The organism is Leclercia sp. LSNIH1, from assembly GCF_002902985.1.
Classification (GTDB): Bacteria; Pseudomonadota; Gammaproteobacteria; order Enterobacterales; family Enterobacteriaceae; genus Enterobacter.
Map to the genome: position 1 here is coordinate 2,511,965 of NZ_CP026167.1, position 16,590 is coordinate 2,528,554.

At 58.2% G+C, this 16,590-nt stretch carries 13 protein-coding genes; 6 read left to right on the top strand and 7 right to left on the bottom strand.

Annotated features, from left to right (window positions below; genetic code table 11):
* Positions 1–89 precede the first annotated feature (89 nt).
* Positions 90–1,748 carry an ATP-dependent endonuclease gene (locus C2U54_RS12380; protein ID WP_103178896.1) on the top strand — a complete coding sequence of 553 codons (1,659 nt, stop codon included), beginning with the start codon at positions 90–92 and terminating at the stop codon, positions 1,746–1,748.
* On the opposite strand, the gene C2U54_RS12385 is transcribed toward C2U54_RS12380, so the two are convergent.
* Positions 1,745–2,701 carry a VirK/YbjX family protein gene (locus tag C2U54_RS12385; RefSeq protein ID WP_103178897.1) on the bottom strand — a complete coding sequence of 319 codons (957 nt, stop codon included), beginning with the start codon at positions 2,699–2,701 and terminating at the stop codon, positions 1,745–1,747. The genes C2U54_RS12380 and C2U54_RS12385 overlap by 4 nt on opposite strands.
* Positions 2,702–2,860: 159 nt before the next feature.
* Between C2U54_RS12385 and macA the strand changes: the two genes are divergently transcribed.
* The gene (gene macA / locus C2U54_RS12390; protein ID WP_103178898.1) at positions 2,861–3,976 is read left to right on the top strand and encodes a macrolide transporter subunit MacA; all 1,116 of its coding nucleotides are present in this window, start codon (positions 2,861–2,863) and stop codon (positions 3,974–3,976) included.
* Complete coding sequence (gene macB, locus C2U54_RS12395; protein ID WP_103178899.1) at positions 3,973–5,913, top strand: macrolide ABC transporter ATP-binding protein/permease MacB; 1,941 nt, start codon at positions 3,973–3,975, stop codon at positions 5,911–5,913. The genes macA and macB overlap by 4 nt, the downstream gene beginning before the upstream one ends.
* Before the next feature lie 164 nt (positions 5,914–6,077).
* Here macB and cspD read toward each other — a convergent pair whose 3' ends face one another.
* Positions 6,078–6,299: a cold shock-like protein CspD gene (gene cspD, locus C2U54_RS12400; RefSeq protein WP_032617324.1), complete on the bottom strand. Its 222-nt coding sequence runs from the start codon at positions 6,297–6,299 to the stop codon at positions 6,078–6,080.
* A 325-nt stretch (positions 6,300–6,624) separates the two neighbouring features.
* Here cspD and clpS point away from each other — a divergent pair, with 325 nt between their 5' ends.
* The 3 genes from clpS to C2U54_RS12420 all read left to right on the top strand — a co-directional run bounded on the left by clpS (position 6,625) and on the right by C2U54_RS12420 (position 10,440).
* Positions 6,625–6,945 (top strand): ATP-dependent Clp protease adapter ClpS, encoded by a 321-nt coding sequence (clpS, locus tag C2U54_RS12405; RefSeq protein ID WP_103178900.1) that lies wholly within the window; start codon positions 6,625–6,627, stop codon positions 6,943–6,945.
* 30 nt (positions 6,946–6,975) lie between these two features.
* Positions 6,976–9,252 (top strand): ATP-dependent Clp protease ATP-binding subunit ClpA, encoded by a 2,277-nt coding sequence (gene clpA, locus C2U54_RS12410; RefSeq protein WP_103178901.1) that lies wholly within the window; start codon positions 6,976–6,978, stop codon positions 9,250–9,252.
* Between the two features lie 774 nt (positions 9,253–10,026).
* Positions 10,027–10,440 (top strand): hypothetical protein, encoded by a 414-nt coding sequence (locus C2U54_RS12420; protein ID WP_103181057.1) that lies wholly within the window; start codon positions 10,027–10,029, stop codon positions 10,438–10,440.
* A 77-nt stretch (positions 10,441–10,517) separates the two neighbouring features.
* Here C2U54_RS12420 and infA read toward each other — a convergent pair whose 3' ends face one another.
* From infA to trxB, 5 genes are all read right to left on the bottom strand, one after another.
* A complete protein-coding gene (gene infA / locus C2U54_RS12425; RefSeq protein WP_001040187.1) occupies positions 10,518–10,736 on the bottom strand; it encodes a translation initiation factor IF-1 in 219 nt (72 codons plus the stop codon).
* A 286-nt stretch (positions 10,737–11,022) separates the two neighbouring features.
* Positions 11,023–11,730 (bottom strand): leucyl/phenylalanyl-tRNA--protein transferase, encoded by a 708-nt coding sequence (aat, locus tag C2U54_RS12430; protein ID WP_103178902.1) that lies wholly within the window; start codon positions 11,728–11,730, stop codon positions 11,023–11,025.
* 47 nt (positions 11,731–11,777) lie between these two features.
* On the bottom strand, positions 11,778–13,499 hold the full coding sequence (cydC, locus tag C2U54_RS12435) for a heme ABC transporter ATP-binding protein/permease CydC (protein WP_103178903.1): 1,722 nt from the start codon (positions 13,497–13,499) through the stop codon (positions 11,778–11,780).
* The gene (cydD, locus tag C2U54_RS12440; protein WP_103178904.1) at positions 13,499–15,265 is read right to left on the bottom strand and encodes a heme ABC transporter permease/ATP-binding protein CydD; all 1,767 of its coding nucleotides are present in this window, start codon (positions 15,263–15,265) and stop codon (positions 13,499–13,501) included. Before cydD ends, cydC begins: the two co-directional genes overlap by 1 nt.
* Before the next feature lie 113 nt (positions 15,266–15,378).
* Positions 15,379–16,347, bottom strand: a complete 969-nt coding sequence (trxB, locus tag C2U54_RS12445) for a thioredoxin-disulfide reductase (RefSeq protein ID WP_103178905.1) — start codon at positions 16,345–16,347, stop codon at positions 15,379–15,381.
* Positions 16,348–16,590: the final 243 nt, after the last annotated feature.

Below are 16,590 nucleotides of genomic sequence, written 5' to 3' on the forward strand. Positions count from 1 at the left end.
TTCCGCCGACGATGGAGTGTCCGTCCGGGCCCGCTGGCGTTATACTCCTGATAACTTAAAGGAAAAAGTTCATTTCTCCCGGAGGGTACATGTTGCTAGAGCGTGTGGAAATCGTGGGGTTTCGCGGCATTAACCGTCTGTCGCTGATGCTTGAGCACAACAACGTGCTGATCGGAGAAAACGCCTGGGGTAAATCGAGCCTGCTGGACGCCCTGACGTTGCTGCTATCGCCGGAATCCAGTCTGTACCATTTTGTCCGGGAAGATTTCTGGTTCCCCCCCGGGGATCTGCAGGGGCGTGAACACCATCTGCATATTATCCTTACCTTTCGTGAAAGCGAGCCGGGGCGCCATCGCGTTCGCCGCTATCGTCCTCTTGCCGATTGCTGGGTGCCCTGTGATGATGGCTATCGGCGCATTTTTTATCGTCTGGAGGGTGAGCTTGCCACTGATGACAGTATGCTGACCCTGCGCGGTTTTCTCGATACTGACGGCCAGGTCCTGCCGCTGGAGGATATCGACGAGCGGGCGCGCCATCTGGTCCGTCTGATGCCGGTGCTGCGCCTGCGTGATGCCCGCTTTATGCGCCGCATTCGCAACGGTACCGTCCCCGACATGCCTGATGTGGAGGTCACCGCCCGGGAGCTGGACTATCTGGCCCGGGAACTGGTCGCCCGCCCGCAAAACCTGACCGACGGCCAGATCCGCCAGGGGCTGTCGGCAATGGTACAGCTGCTGGAGCACTACTTCTCCGAACAGGGCACCTCCCCGGTGCGCAACCGGCTGATGCGGCGGCGCTCCCATGACGAGCAACGCAGCTGGCGTTATCTCGATATCATCAACCGGATGATCGACCGTCCCGGCGGCCGCTCGCACCGGGTGATCCTGCTGGGGCTCTTCTCCACGTTGTTGCAGGCCAAAGGCACCGTCCGGCTGGACCGGGATGCCCGTCCGCTGCTGCTGGTGGAAGATCCCGAGACGCGCCTGCACCCAATCATGCTCTCGGTGGCCTGGCACCTGCTGAATCTGCTGCCGTTGCAGCGCATCACCACCACCAACTCCGGCGAACTGCTGTCGCTAACCCCGGTCGAGCACGTCTGCCGTCTGGTGCGTGAGTCGTCGCGCGTCTCGGCTTACCGCCTGGGTCCGGGGGGCATGAATGCGGAAGACAGTCGCCGTATCGCCTTCCATATTCGCTTCAACCGCGCCTCCTCGCTGTTTGCCCGCTGCTGGCTGCTGGTGGAAGGGGAGACCGAAACCTGGGTGATTAACGAGCTGGCCCGTCAGTGTGGGCACCACTTTGATGCCGAGGGCATCAAAGTAATCGAGTTTGCCCAGTCGGGCCTGAAACCGCTGATTAAATTTGCCCGGCGGATGGGCATCGAATGGCATGTGCTGGTGGATGGTGACGAAGCGGGTAAGAAATATGCCGCGACCGTGCGCGGGCTGATCAATAACGATCGGGAGGAGGAGCGCGAGCACCTGACGGCGCTGCCCGCCATGGACATGGAACACTTCATGTACCGGCAGGGCTTTGCCGATGTCTTTCACCGGGTGGCGATGATCCCGGACGACGTCCCGATGAACATGCGACGGGTGATCATGAAGGCCATTCACCGTTCCTCGAAACCCGATCTGGCGATTGAGGTGGCGATGGAGGCTGGTCGTCGCGGCGTGGAGGCGGTGCCCACGCTGTTACGGAAGATGTTCTCCCGCGTGCTGTGGCTGGCACGCGGGAGGGCGGACTAGCGGCGGGTCGCCTGGTTGACCTGATCGATCAGGCTGTCCAGCAGGGTAAACCGGCGGCGGTACTCGGCGCGTTTTTTGCTGGCGATCTCCTCCATCGGTTTGCGCGGCATGGCGAGCGGCAGCCTGAAGTTGCCCTCGCTGTCGCGCTCCCCGCCCAGCGACAGCCAGAAACTGTCGTAGTCGGCCAGCAGTTTCCCCTCTTTTTTCTTGCGATAGCGCCAGCTGCGATAAATATGGGTGCTGTTGCTGACGGCGATAATCTGCTCCACGGCCAGGGCGCTGCCGAGCGTCATGGCGGCTTCCACCAGCAAACGTTTCGGGAACAGGCCGTGACAGGCTTTGGTGGCGCTCTGAATCGCCTCGTGCGGCACAAAGGCTTTTGCCCCCTGCATCCCGCCGATAAACAGCGTCGGGGTGCCATTAACCTGACACAGCGTAAAGGTCATCTCCGCCAGCACCGTCTGCTGTTCGTCGCAAAACGCCAGCGTCGCTTCGCCCTCTTTATCGAGGAAGGCATCAGCGCACAGACGCAGGGTAAAGGCGCGATCGTCTTTCCCGGTCAGGGTCAGTAACGTGACCCCCTCCCGGGAGAGATAGCCGTTCATCAGCGCGGCCGGGAGCCGGCTCTGCAGGGTCTGATAGTGCCAGTTCAGCGCCTGGAGCGTTTGCTGGCGATTCATCGCCACCGAGAGCCACGGGCGATGCAGGCGGCAGGGCAGTCCCGGCTGGGCCTGTAACAGTTGCAGCAGTTGCGGCTGTTTTGTCAGGCTTGCCAGCAGACGTGCAGTGCTGAACGGCGTCATCAGCGAGCGCAGCATAAACTTGCGGCGATAGGCCGGATTACGCCAGGCAAGGCCGGGGGTTAATGTCCCGGAGGCCAGATGCTGAAATAGCTGCCAGGCTGATTTAGGTTGCTGCTGATGTGAATAAGATGACTCTGCGATGGAGGACATAATAGATCCCGGTCTTGTTGCCAGGCCTTTATTTCAGCAGGGGTTTTATCAACCTCTCCTCAACAACTTTCACGCGCCACGAAAAGCAGGGGTTTCGTTGAGGCGCGGTTTAGTTAGAATCAACAGTTATGTAAGCCGGAATTGCTATTTGGAATATTTATGAACTTAAAGGGAAAGCGCAGGAAGCTGTTTCTGCTGCTGGTGCTGATTGTACTGGTGGGTGGATTCTGGCTGTGGCGGGTGCTAAACGCACCGGTGCCGCAATATCAGACATTGATTGTCCGTCCGGGCGAGTTGCAGCAGAGCGTGCTGGCGACCGGCAAACTGGACGCGCTACGCAAGGTTGACGTGGGTGCCCAGGTCAGCGGCCAGTTGAAGACCCTATCGGTGGAGATTGGCGACAAGGTGAAAAAAGGGCAACTGCTGGGGGTTATCGACCCGGAGCAGGCCGAAAACCAGATCAAAGAGGTGGAAGCGACGCTGATGGAGCTGCGCGCCCAGCGCAGCCAGGCGGAAGCGGAGCGTAAGCTCGCCCAGGTGACCCTGAACCGTCAGCGGCAGCTGGCGACCACCCAGGCGATCTCGCAGCAGGATCTGGATACCTCGACCACCGAGCTGGCGGTGAAGCAGGCGCAGATTGGCACCATCGATGCGCAGATCAAACGCAACCAGGCCTCGCTGGACAGTGCCAAAACTAACCTCGAGTACACCCGCATCGTTGCGCCGATGGCCGGGGAAGTGACGCAGATTACGACCCTGCAGGGACAGACGGTTATCGCCGCCCAGCAGGCGCCGAACATCCTGACCCTGGCGGATATGGGTACCATGCTGGTGAAGGCGCAGGTTTCGGAAGCGGATGTGATCCACCTGAAGCCGGGGCAAAAAGCCTGGTTTACCGTGCTGGGGGACCCGCAAACCCGCTATGAAGGGGTGCTGAAGGATATTCTCCCGACGCCGGAGAAGGTCAACGACGCCATTTTCTATCACGCCCGGTTTGAAGTCCCCAACCCGCAGGGGGTGTTGCGCCTGGACATGACCGCCCAGGTGCATATTCAGCTCTCCGGGGTGAAAAACGTGCTGACCATTCCGCTGGCGGCGCTGGGCCAACCGGTAGGAGATAACCGCTATAACGTGAAGGTGCTGCGTAACGGTGAAATCCGCGAGCGTGAGGTGAGCCTCGGCTCGCGCAACGACACCGATGTGGTGGTGGTGAAAGGGCTGGAAGAGGGTGAAGAGGTGGTCATCAGCGAGAGCCAGCCGGGGGCGGCGAAATGACCGCCCTGCTGGAGCTGAATGATATCCGCCGCAGCTACCCCTCTGGCGACGGGCCGGTGGAGGTGCTGAAGGGCATCACCCTGCAGGTAGAGGCGGGGGAGATGGTGGCGATTGTCGGGGCGTCAGGCTCCGGTAAATCGACGCTGATGAATATTCTTGGCTGTCTGGATAAACCTACCAGCGGCACCTATCGCGTGGCGGGCACCGACGTCGCCACGCTGGACAGCGACGCGCTGGCCAAACTGCGTCGGGAACATTTCGGCTTTATCTTCCAGCGTTACCATCTGCTTTCGCATCTGAGCGCGGCGCAAAACGTCGAGGTGCCCGCGGTCTATGCTGGCGTAGAGCGCAAAAAACGCCTTGAGCGGGCGCAGGCGCTGCTTACCCGGCTGGGGCTGGGGGAGCGGGTGGATTATCAGCCGTCGCAGCTTTCCGGCGGCCAGCAGCAGCGGGTGAGTATCGCCCGGGCGCTGATGAACGGCGGGCAGGTGATCCTGGCGGATGAACCGACCGGGGCGCTGGACAGCCACTCCGGGGAAGAGGTGATGGCAATCCTGCACCAGCTGCGGGATCAGGGGCACACGGTGATTATTGTCACCCACGATCCGGAGGTGGCCTCCCAGGCCGGACGCATTGTCGAGATCCGCAACGGCGAGCTGGTCAGTAATCCGCCGCCCGCCCTCAATGCTACCCGGCGTCAGGAGGTGGCGTTACCGCCGCCGTCGGGCTGGCGGCAGTTTGCCAGCAGCTTTCGCGAAGCGCTGACCATGGCCTGGCTGGCGATGGCCGCCAACAAAATGCGCACCCTGCTGACCATGCTCGGCATTATCATCGGCATCGCCTCGGTGGTGTCGATTGTGGTGGTGGGCGACGCGGCCAAACAGCTGGTGCTGTCGGATATCCGCTCCATCGGCACCAATACCATTGACGTCTATCCCGGCAAAGATTTTGGCGATGACGAGCCGCAGTACCAGCAGGCGCTGAAGTATGACGATCTCACGGCCATTCAGAAGCAGCCGTGGGTTAACTCCGCTACCCCGGCGGTGTCCCAGAGCCTGCGTCTGCGCTATGCCAATATCGATGTGGCGGCCAGCGCCAACGGCGTCAGCGGCGACTATTTCAACGTCTACGGTATGACCTTCAGCGAAGGGGGCACCTTCAATGCAGAGCAGCTGGCAGGGCGGGCGCAGGTGGTGGTGCTCGACAGCAACGCCCGGCGACAGCTGTTCCCCAATAAAGCGAAGGTGGTGGGCGAGATCGTGCTGGTGGGGAATATGCCCGCAACGGTGATTGGCGTGGCGGAGGAGAAGCAGTCGATGTTTGGCAGCAGCAAGATTTTGCGCGTCTGGCTGCCTTACACCACCATCTCCGGGCGCATTATGGGGCAGTCGTGGCTTAACTCCATCACCGTCCGGGTGAAAGAGGGTTACGACAGCGCCCAGGCAGAGCAACAGCTTGAGCGCCTGTTGACCCTGCGCCACGGGAAGAAAGATTTCTTCACCTGGAACATGGACGGGCTCTTGAAAACGGCAGAAAAGACCACACGTACTCTTCAGCTCTTCCTCACGCTGGTGGCGATCATCTCCCTGCTGGTCGGGGGGATCGGGGTAATGAATATCATGCTGGTGTCGGTGACGGAGCGGACGCGTGAAATCGGCATCAGGATGGCGGTGGGCGCCCGGGCCAGCGATGTGCTGCAACAGTTTTTGATTGAAGCGGTGCTGGTCTGTCTGGTGGGCGGCGCGCTGGGGATTACGCTCTCGCTGCTCATCGCCTTTACGCTGCAGCTGTTTTTACCCGGCTGGGAAATTGGTTTTTCACCGATGGCGCTGCTAACTGCCTTCCTCTGTTCTACCTTTACCGGGGTACTGTTTGGCTGGTTGCCGGCCAGAAACGCCGCGCGATTAGATCCGGTGGATGCGTTAGCCCGGGAGTGAATCTGTTGCCGGGTGGCGGCTACGCCTTACCCGGCCTACGAAATCCGTAGGCCCGCGCAAGCGCAGCGCCGCCGGGCAGCAGACCGCACGGCAGCCCACAAATAAAAATGCCAGCGCGTCGGGCTGGCATTTTGAGTGCGGGGTGTACACAATGAAACAGAGGGCTATGCCACCACTTCTGCTTCGATGGGCACAATAACGCTGGCATGATTGCCTTTTGGCCCAAGGTGTACATCGAACCGGACGGCCTGCCCGGCTTTCAGCGTTCTGTATCCATCCATCTGAATGGTGGAGTAATGTGCGAAAATGTCTTCGCCGCCGCCTTCAGGGCAGATAAAACCAAACCCTTTGGCGTTGTTGAACCACTTAACTGTACCCGTTTCCATGCTTCGACATCCTTCGTAAATCTTATTGAGTTAGATGTAATGAACCGGTGGTGAAGTGGGGGCTGTTCAAAACCTCGCCAACTCACGCCTGTTCAATTTAGATAAACCAAAGGGATCGTCAAGCCTTTGCCGGGTAAGGAAGGTGAAAAATGCGTCAAAATTTGAAGCAGTTAACGCTATTGAACGGTATTGTGACAGACATCGCGGATGGCAATAATAGATATAGGTTATCTGACATCTAAGGTAGATTCAGGTTATGTATAGCCCCCCGTCAGCATCACTGAGACACGCGACCGGAGACCGTAAACGAAGATGACGACTGACAATGGGTAAGACGAACGACTGGCTCGATTTCGATAAGTTGGCGGAAGATGAAGTGCGCGACGCGCTAAAACCGCCATCTATGTATAAAGTTATGTTAATGAACGATGATTACACGCCGATGGAATTTGTTATTGACGTGCTACAAAAGTTCTTTTCTTATGATGTTGAACGTGCAACGCAACTGATGCTTACGGTTCACTATCATGGCAAAGCCATCTGCGGTGTCTATACCGCTGAAGTCGCCGAAACCAAGGTGGCAATGGTGAACCAGTATGCAAGGGAGAACGAGCATCCGTTGCTGTGTACGCTGGAAAAAGCCTGAATAAGGCAATGAAAATTGGGGGAGGTGCCTATGCTCAATCAAGAACTGGAACTCAGTTTAAACATGGCTTTCGCCAGAGCGCGTGAGCACCGACATGAGTTCATGACGGTCGAGCACCTGCTGCTTGCACTGCTCAGTAACCCATCCGCCCGCGAAGCGCTTGAAGCCTGCTCCGTGGATCTGGTGGCGCTGCGTCAGGAACTTGAAGCCTTCATCGAACAGACCACACCTGTACTGCCCGTCAGTGAAGAGGAGCGCGACACGCAGCCGACGCTCAGCTTCCAGCGTGTACTCCAGCGTGCGGTATTTCACGTCCAGTCCTCCGGACGTAGCGAAGTCACCGGTGCAAACGTGCTGGTTGCCATCTTCAGCGAGCAGGAGTCGCAAGCCGCCTACCTGCTGCGCAAACACGAAGTCAGCCGCCTCGATGTGGTGAACTTTATCTCTCACGGAACGCGAAAAGACGAATCGAATCCGTCTTCGGATTCCAGCCATCAGGTCAACAGCGAAGAGCAGGCAGGCGGGGAGGAACGTATGGAAAACTTCACCACCAATCTTAACCAGCTTGCCCGTGTTGGCGGTATCGACCCGCTGATAGGCCGCGATAAAGAGCTGGAACGGGCGATTCAGGTGCTGTGCCGCCGCCGCAAGAATAACCCACTGCTGGTGGGGGAGTCTGGCGTCGGTAAAACCGCCATTGCCGAAGGGCTGGCCTGGCGCATCGTGCAGGGCGACGTCCCGGAAGTGATCGCCGACTGCACCATCTATTCGCTGGATATCGGTTCCCTGTTGGCCGGCACCAAATACCGCGGTGATTTTGAAAAACGTTTCAAAGCGCTGCTGAAACAGCTGGAGCAGGATACCAACAGCATCCTGTTTATCGACGAGATCCATACCATCATCGGCGCCGGTGCGGCATCGGGTGGTCAGGTGGATGCCGCTAACCTGATTAAACCGCTGCTCTCCAGCGGTAAGATCCGGGTAATAGGTTCAACCACCTATCAGGAGTTCAGCAATATTTTCGAAAAAGATCGTGCCCTGGCGCGTCGCTTCCAGAAAATCGATATTACTGAACCGTCGGTAGAAGAAACGGTGCAGATCATCAACGGCCTGAAGCCGAAGTACGAGGCGCACCATGATGTGCGTTATACCGCGAAAGCGGTGCGTGCGGCGGTGGAGCTGGCGGTGAAATACATTAACGATCGCCACCTGCCGGATAAAGCGATTGATGTGATCGACGAAGCGGGCGCGCGTGCGCGTCTGATGCCGGTCAGCAAGCGTAAGAAAACGGTCAACGTGGCGGATATCGAATCCGTGGTGGCCCGCATCGCGCGTATCCCTGAGAAGAGTGTTTCTCAGAGCGACCGCGATACGCTGAAAAACCTTGGCGATCGCCTGAAAATGCTGGTCTTTGGGCAGGATAAAGCCATTGAGGCCTTAACCGAAGCCATTAAGATGGCCCGCGCCGGGCTGGGGCATGAGCACAAACCTGTCGGTTCTTTCCTGTTCGCCGGCCCGACCGGGGTGGGGAAAACCGAGGTGACGGTTCAGCTCTCCAAAGCGCTGGGCATAGAGCTACTGCGCTTCGATATGTCCGAGTATATGGAGCGCCACACCGTCAGCCGTCTGATCGGTGCGCCTCCAGGCTATGTGGGCTTTGACCAGGGCGGCCTGCTCACCGACGCGGTGATCAAGCATCCGCACGCGGTACTGCTGCTCGATGAGATCGAGAAAGCGCACCCGGACGTGTTCAACATCCTGCTGCAGGTGATGGATAACGGGACGCTGACCGATAACAACGGGCGCAAGGCGGACTTCCGCAACGTGGTGCTGGTGATGACCACCAACGCCGGGGTGCGTGAAACCGAGCGTAAATCCATCGGCCTGATCCACCAGGATAACAGCACCGATGCGATGGAAGAGATCAAGAAGGTCTTTACGCCGGAGTTCCGTAACCGTCTGGACAACATTATCTGGTTCGATCATCTCTCTACCGAGGTGATTCATCAGGTGGTGGATAAGTTCATCGTCGAGCTGCAGGTTCAGCTGGATCAGAAAGGGGTCTCTCTGGAAGTGAGCCAGGAAGCCCGCAACTGGCTGGCAGAGAAAGGCTACGATCGTGCGATGGGTGCCCGTCCGATGGCGCGTGTGATTCAGGACAACCTGAAGAAACCGTTGGCTAACGAGCTGCTGTTTGGTTCGCTTGTGGACGGCGGCCAGGTGACAGTGGCACTGGATCAGGCGAAGAATGAGCTGACGTATGATTTCCAGAGTGCGGCGAAACATAAGCCGGAGGCGGCTCACTAACGCTGTTATGTGATGATAAAAACCGGGCAAATGCCCGGTTTTTTTATGGTTTTTTAGTCGTTGTAGGCCCGTGCAAGCGCAGCGCCGCCGGGCGATGCACGGTGGGTGAGAACATGTGGCGGCTGTGATGGTTCCGTTCACCTTGCGTTCGCTGCTTCTCTGTAAACCACGTCACCGGTGAACGTGTCAGGGGGGCTCGCCGCCGCCCCCTGACCACCCCGGCTCCCGGCCAGGAAAATCGCCGCTTCGCGGTCCCCTCGGCTTTTTCCCTTCGGCTTTCGGGTCGGGGGCGATCCTACATCCATGTAGGTCGCCCCCTCTCGGCGCGTCCATGCGCCTCGCCCCGGCCTGCGGTCAACGCCTCAGCGATTTTCAGCCGGACCAGGGTGCCGCTGTGAGTAGAGGGTCTGTCTCTGGCTTTTGTGTTGCTGTAGGGGGGATGAAAATTTTGCGAGGCGTTATCCATAATTTAATTATGGGTATTGCTGGATAAAACCACAGTAATAGAATGGCGATGCACCTGCAAAATCAGGTGCCAGGATTGGCGTCCTGAACAAACTTCGGAAATGGTGTTGCATGCGCAACATTAGCGGTTTCGTTCACTCTTTTGAAAGCTGCGGATATAATCCGCATGCTCAGATTATGGTGGGCTGGGCCAGGGCTTCTTTGAAGCGCCGATTTTCCGAGGGTAGTCGGTACGCCAACCTGGTTCAGTCCACCGCCTGAGTTGGCGTTCGGGTGGTCAGCAAAAAATTACTTTCGGAGATTATGATTATGGATAATAACACCATCACCCAGCTTTACAGCGAACTCGAACTGTCTACCCCCGATCTCTCCACCCTTGCCGCGCGCTGCAACCTGCTCACCGAAATCCTGGTCGATTGCGACTCGCTGCCGCAAACGCAGCCTGTCTGCCGCTGCCTGGCGGCCTACCTTGATGCATTCAGCGCTGAGCTGGCAAAATCCATGACCGACTTTCGCGTGCTGGATGAGAACGATATCCCGCCCGTGCACAAACAGGAGTGGCTGCTGGACAGCACCGAAGCCCAGTGCGATTACTGCCGGGCCTTAAACCATGTGCTGCTGGTGTCGCATTTCGACCGCGAGATGCTCCCGCACCTTACCGGGCTGCTGCATGATATTGCGCATACCATGCTGGCGGATCTGACCGTAGTGCGTATCCACTGATACGGGCGGGGCATAAAAAAAGGCCGGGATAACCCGGCCTTTATTATTCTTTGTACGCCATTGCAGGCGAAATACTCTTAGCGACTACGGAAGACAATGCGGCCTTTGCTCAGGTCGTACGGGGTCAGCTCAACAGTCACTTTGTCGCCCGTCAGAATACGGATATAGTTCTTACGCATTTTACCGGAGATATGCGCGGTAACGACGTGACCGTTTTCCAGTTCTACGCGAAACATGGTGTTAGGCAACGTTTCCAGAACGGTACCCTGCATTTCAATATTGTCTTCTTTGGCCATCTAATCCTCTGGGGTATCACTACCAAGTTTTGAACCGGCAAGATAATGCCGAAATTCCTCAATTAAGTAAAGATTTGTGCGTTTAAAACGCAACAAAGCAGTTTCAGCGTATTGCCCGGACGTCACGGTTCAACCGTACGAAAAGCGCATACGTAAAGGGGAGGTGGCAGGATAAACGATAGGGCGTTATCGGATGCGAACTATTCCCAAACGGCGGCGGGGCAACAGGCAGAACCTACTCTGCGGCAGAATTATAGCACCTTGAGGAAAAATATGCGGAAAACATTTATCCCTGAGGCGTAAATAACGTCGTCGGCACCCAGAAATTTTGCGGTAATTTTTGCATGCGCAGGGTCGCCAGCTGCGCCAGATATTCATGACGCGAGATCTCCACGACACCCAGAGAGGCGGTATGTTCGTTCAGCACCTGGCAGTCAACTAACTTGCCGCCGCTGCGGGCAAAGCGTTCGCAGAAGACCAGCAACGCGGTTTTCGAGGCGTTAACCGCGCGGCTGAACATCGACTCGCCGCAAAACAGCGTGCCCTGCGCCACGCCGTACATGCCGCCCACCAGTTCATCCTTATCATCCCATACCTCAATCGAATGGGCGTAGCCCAGCTCGTGCAGGCGATGGTAGGCGACGATCACCTCGGGCGTGATCCAGGTTCCTTCAAAGCGATCGCTGGCGCAGCCCTCGATCACCTGACCAAACGCATGGTTGAGGGTGACGCGATAAGGGGAGCGAGCGTGAAAACGCTTCATGCTGCGGCTGATATGAAACTCCGCAGGCCAGAGAACGGCGCGGGGGTCGGGCGACCACCATAAGATGGGATCGCCGGGAGAGAACCACGGAAAAATCCCCCGCTGGTAGGCCATCAGTAAACGCGACGGACTCAGATCGCCGCCCAGGGCCAGCAAACCATTAGGTTCACGCAGCGCCCCTTCCGGAGAAGGGAACGCAAGAGAGTGACGAGAGAGCTGGACCAGGCGCATGACAACAAAACTCCAGTACGCAAAGTGGGGATCGGTTCAAATATAGACTACAGACGTTGTTTGAACTGGTAGTAGCGGCCCTGTTTTGCCAACAGTTCAGCGTGATTACCTTGCTCAATAATTTGTCCGTTGTCCATCACAATAATTTGATCGAAATCCGCCAGGCCGCGCAGACGGTGCGTCACCATCAGCACGGTTTTGTCCTGCATCTCTTTTTTCAGTAAATCAAGGATTTGCCGCTCGGTAGTGGCGTCCAGCCCTTCGGTTGGTTCATCCAGCAGCATCAGCGGCGCATTGTGAAGCAGCGCACGCGCAATGGCCAGGCGGCGCAGCTCGCCGCCGGATAACTGACGGCCGCCTTCGCCAAGCCAGCTGTTGAGCCCTTCATCTTCCAGTAGCTTGTGCAGACCTACTTTTTCCAGCATCCCGCGTAATGCTTCATCGGCAGCGCCGGGCGCGGCTAACAGCAGGTTATCGCGCAGGGTGGCGCTGAAAAGATGAACCCGCTGGGGCACCACGCTTACCGTTTTGCGCAGCGCAGTCTCGCTCATCTGCACCAGAGGCGTGTCGTTAAACAGGATCTGACCCTGCGCCGGGTCCCATGCTCTGGTCAGCAGCTGCAGCAGTGTCGATTTACCGCAGCCTGTGCGACCCAGCACCGCCACATGGGCGCCCGCGGGGATCGTCAGGTTAATGTGGTCCAGCGCGGGCTGCGCCTGACCTTCATAGGCAAAACTGACATCCGAAAGGCACAGGGCCAGCTGCTCAGGGACCGCTGATGCGGTCGTACTGAACTGCACTTCCGGCTGCTGGCCGGTAATTTGGGTGATACGCAGCGCGGAGGCCACCACCTGGCCCAGGTGCTGAAAGGCACCGGTCACCGGCGCCAGGGCTTCAAACGCCGCCAGCGCACAGAAGACAAACAGGGCGATTAACGGGCCTGGCTGCGCGTTATCGCCCACGCCGCCGGAAGCCATCCACAGCATCGCCATGACTGCGCCTCCGCCAATTAACAGCATCAGCGCCTGGGAGAGGGCCGTGAGTTCCGACTGCTTGCGCTGGGCTTCGTGCCAGTTCAGCTCGGTATTTTCCATCTGCACGCGGTAGCGGCGGCTGGCACCAAAGATCGTCAGCTCCGCTTGACCCTGTAGCCAGCCCGTCAGCTGCTGGCGATACTCGCCCCGCAGACGCGTCAGCTTTTCACCGGTCGGTTTTCCGGCGCGGTAAAACAGCGGGGGTAAGATAAAGAGCGTTGCGAGCATGATCCCGCCGAGCACCAGCGCAATGTGAACGTCCAGCAGGCACAGCCCCAGGGTTACCACCACAATGACCACCAGGGCGCCCACCAGCGGAGAGATCACGCGCAAATAGAGGTGATCGAGGGTATCCACGTCGGCGACGACGCGGTTAAGCAGTTCCCCCTGGCGATAGCGTGCCAGTCCGGCAGGGGAGAGGGGGAGCAGCTTGCTGAAGGTGGTAACGCGCAGGTGTTGCAGCACGCGGAAGGTCGCGTCATGGCTGACCAGACGTTCAAAGTAGCGCCCGGCGGTACGGGTGATGGCCGTACCGCGCACCCCGGCGGCGGGCAACATATAGTTGAAGCTGTAGAGCCCGGCAAAACCGGCGACCGCCGAGGCAGAGAGGAACCAGCCGGAGAGCGTCAACAGGCCGATACTCGCCAGCAGGGTGACGATCGCCAGCACCACGCCCAGCGTCAACATCCATTTGTGGCGCATATAAAGCGCCAGATAAGGCAGTAAAGCGCGCATCAAATCTCCTCCTGACGGTTTGCCAGCAGGGCCGCAAACGGCCCCTGTGCCGCCGCGAGCGTGGCGTAATCGCCCTGCTCAACAAGCTGACCATTGTCCATGACCCAGATCTGATCCCACCGGGAGATGCCCTCCAGCTGGTGCGTCACCATCAGCGTGGTTTGCTGCTGCGAGGCGGCATCCAGCGCCAGCATCACGCGCTGTTCACTGTGCGCATCCAGGCTGGCGGCAGGCTCATCCAGAAGTAAAAGCTGACACGGGTTAAGCAGGGCGCGGGCCACGGCAATGCGCTGCGCCTGGCCGACGGAAAGCCCCGCCGACTGATCGCCCACCACCGTGTCCACGCCGTTCGGCAGCAGGGGCAGGAATTCGCTAACCCAGGCACGGTCGAGCACCGACTGCAGCTCCTCTTCGCTGGCATCCGGGCGCGCCAGCAGCACGTTTTCCCGCAGCGTGGCCGCAGGGAGCTGCGGGTTCTGTCCTACCCAGCTTAAGTGGGTGCGCCACTCGTCAGGATCGAGCGCTGAGAGCTCGGCCTGGTTGATCCGCAGCGAGCCGCTGTAGGCCATAAAGCCAGATAATGCATTCAGCAGGGAGCTTTTACCGGAGCCGCTGGTGCCAACCAGCACCACGCGCTGGCCTGCCGCGAGGGTGAAGGTTAATGGCCCCACCAGCACCTTACCTTCCGGCGACAGTACGCAGAAATTCTCTGCTTCAATACTGACTGGTCGGGTGGTGTTCAGGGTCACGTCGCCACGCTGCGGATGAGCCAGCGGCGTTTCAAGGAAGGTTTTCAGGCTGTCGGCGGCGCCCACGGCCTGCGCTTTCGCATGATAGAAAGTGCCCAGATCGCGCAGCGGCTGGAAAAATTCCGGCGCCAGAATTAACGCCAGAAAGCCTGCAAAAAGGGTCACGGCGGTACCGTAATGACCGAAATCAAGGGCGCCCAGGTAGGAGAAACCGAAGTAGACGGCAACCAGCGCAATCGACAGTGAGGTGAAGAACTCCAGCACCCCGGAGGATAAAAATGCCAGGCGTAACACTTCCATGGTGCGCTGACGGAAATCCTGGGAGGCGTGGCGGATGTTGTCGGTTTCGGCTTCACCGCGACCAAAAATACGCAGCGTTTCCATGCCGCGCAGACGGTCAAGGAAGTGGCCGCTGAGACGTCCGAGCGCCAGGAAATTGCGGCGGTTGGCGTCGGCAGCCCCCATACCGACCATCGCCATAAAGAGCGGGATCAGCGGGGCGGTACCCAGCAGGATCAGCGCGGCGACCCAGTTATAAGGAAAAATCGCGAGCACGATCAGCAGGGGAACGAAAGCCGCCAGCGCCATCTGGGGCAGATAGCGGGCGTAGTAGTCGTGCATGTCATCGATCTGTTCGAGGATCAGCGTCGCCCAGCTTCCGGCGGGCTTGCCCTGGATCCAGGCAGGTCCGGCCTCCTGTAGCCTGTCCAGCACCTGGCGGCGAATTTCATAGCGAATGTTCTGCCCGGCGTGGAAGCCCACGCGCTCGCGCAACCAGACCACCCAGGCACGCAGAATAAAGACCAGAATCAACACAATGAAAGGCAGTAACAGCGCCTCGCGCGGGATATTTTCCATAATCATATGGTTAAGAATGCGGGCCAGAAGCCATGCCTGGCCGACAATCAACAGTCCGCTGATAAACCCTAAAAGACGGGAAATATTCAGCCAGCGGCGGGAAATAACGCTTTGCTTTTTCAGCCAGCGAGTTAACTCTTGTTGACGGGTTTTTTCCATTGCGTGCTTTGCAGGTGATGTTATTAGGTATTGGGCACGGCAATGTTACAACGCAGAGACGATAAAGGCGACTTATCGCCGCCTTTTTTACGTTTGTTGCTGATTTGTAAAAATTATTTACTCTGATCGGCCAGTCCGTCGAGATATCGTTCTGCATCCAGCGCGGCCATACAACCGGTGCCCGCAGAGGTGATCGCCTGACGATAAATGTGGTCCATCACGTCGCCCGCAGCGAACACGCCCGGGATGCTGGTCTGGGTAGCGTTGCCGTGAATACCTGACTGCACTTTGATGTAGCCGTTCTCCAGCTCAAGCTGGCCGTCGAAGATAGCGGTGTTCGGGCTGTGGCCGATGGCAACAAACAGACCTGCCACTTCCAGCGTTTCAACGTTGTCGGTGTTCTGGGTGTCACGGATACGCAGGCCCGCCACGCCCATCTGATCGCCGGTCACTTCTTCCAGCGTGCGGTGGGTGTGCAGCACGATGTTGCCGCTGGCCACTTTGTCCATCAGACGTTTGATCAGGATCTTTTCCGCGCGGAAAGTATCACGGCGGTGAATGAGGTGCACTTCAGAGGCGATATTCGCCAGATAGAGTGCCTCTTCAACCGCGGTATTGCCGCCGCCGATGACCGCCACCTTCTGGTTGCGATAGAAGAAACCGTCGCAGGTTGCACAGGCAGATACGCCGCGACCTTTGAACTCCTCTTCAGAAGGCAGACCCAGATAGCGGGCAGAGGCGCCGGTAGCGATGATCAGCGCGTCGCAGGTGTACTCCGCGTTGTCACCGGTCAGGCGGAACGGACGGTTTTGCAGATCGACCTTGTTGATGTGGTCAAAAATGATTTCGGTATCAAATTTGGCGGCATGCTCGTGCATGCGCTCCATCAGCAGCGGCCCGGTCAGGCCTTCAGGATCGCCTGGCCAGTTTTCTACTTCGGTGGTGGTGGTCAGCTGACCGCCTTTTTCCATGCCCGTAATCAGTACCGGTTGCAGGTTAGCGCGTGCAGCGTAGACCGCTGCGGTGTATCCCGCAGGTCCAGAACCAAGAATTAGCAGCTTACTGTGTTTGGCCGTGCCCATGAGATCCTCATTGTTGTTGGCAGACATTTTCCTGGATTGTAGGGAATTTGTTGGCGTAAAAAAAGGGCGCAGCGATTTTGTTAACGATGTGTGTGATAGAAAGGGCCAATCAACGAGAGGTAAGAAAAGGTGATTTTATAACAATAATCATAGGTAATCGGTCGAAACGACGGCGATAAAATGAGGATTAATCGCCGGACGTAATGAATATCCGGCATGTTGTACTAAAAATCGATGTTTTGC

Bases quoted from the DNA above. Each gene is read 5' to 3' on its own strand.
- C2U54_RS12380 (WP_103178896.1), top strand. From the start codon at position 90: ATGTTGCTAGAGCGTGTGGAAATCGTGGGGTTTCGCGGCATTAACCGT.
- C2U54_RS12385 (WP_103178897.1), bottom strand. From the start codon at position 2,701: ATGTCCTCCATCGCAGAGTCATCTTATTCACATCAGCAGCAACCTAAA.
- macA (WP_103178898.1), top strand. From the start codon at position 2,861: ATGAACTTAAAGGGAAAGCGCAGGAAGCTGTTTCTGCTGCTGGTGCTG.
- macB (WP_103178899.1), top strand. From the start codon at position 3,973: ATGACCGCCCTGCTGGAGCTGAATGATATCCGCCGCAGCTACCCCTCT.
- cspD (WP_032617324.1), bottom strand. From the start codon at position 6,299: ATGGAAACGGGTACAGTTAAGTGGTTCAACAACGCCAAAGGGTTTGGT.
- clpS (WP_103178900.1), top strand. From the start codon at position 6,625: ATGGGTAAGACGAACGACTGGCTCGATTTCGATAAGTTGGCGGAAGAT.
- clpA (WP_103178901.1), top strand. From the start codon at position 6,976: ATGCTCAATCAAGAACTGGAACTCAGTTTAAACATGGCTTTCGCCAGA.
- C2U54_RS12420 (WP_103181057.1), top strand. From the start codon at position 10,027: ATGGATAATAACACCATCACCCAGCTTTACAGCGAACTCGAACTGTCT.
- infA (WP_001040187.1), bottom strand. From the start codon at position 10,736: ATGGCCAAAGAAGACAATATTGAAATGCAGGGTACCGTTCTGGAAACG.
- aat (WP_103178902.1), bottom strand. From the start codon at position 11,730: ATGCGCCTGGTCCAGCTCTCTCGTCACTCTCTTGCGTTCCCTTCTCCG.
- cydC (WP_103178903.1), bottom strand. From the start codon at position 13,499: ATGCGCGCTTTACTGCCTTATCTGGCGCTTTATATGCGCCACAAATGG.
- cydD (WP_103178904.1), bottom strand. From the start codon at position 15,265: ATGGAAAAAACCCGTCAACAAGAGTTAACTCGCTGGCTGAAAAAGCAA.
- trxB (WP_103178905.1), bottom strand. From the start codon at position 16,347: ATGGGCACGGCCAAACACAGTAAGCTGCTAATTCTTGGTTCTGGACCT.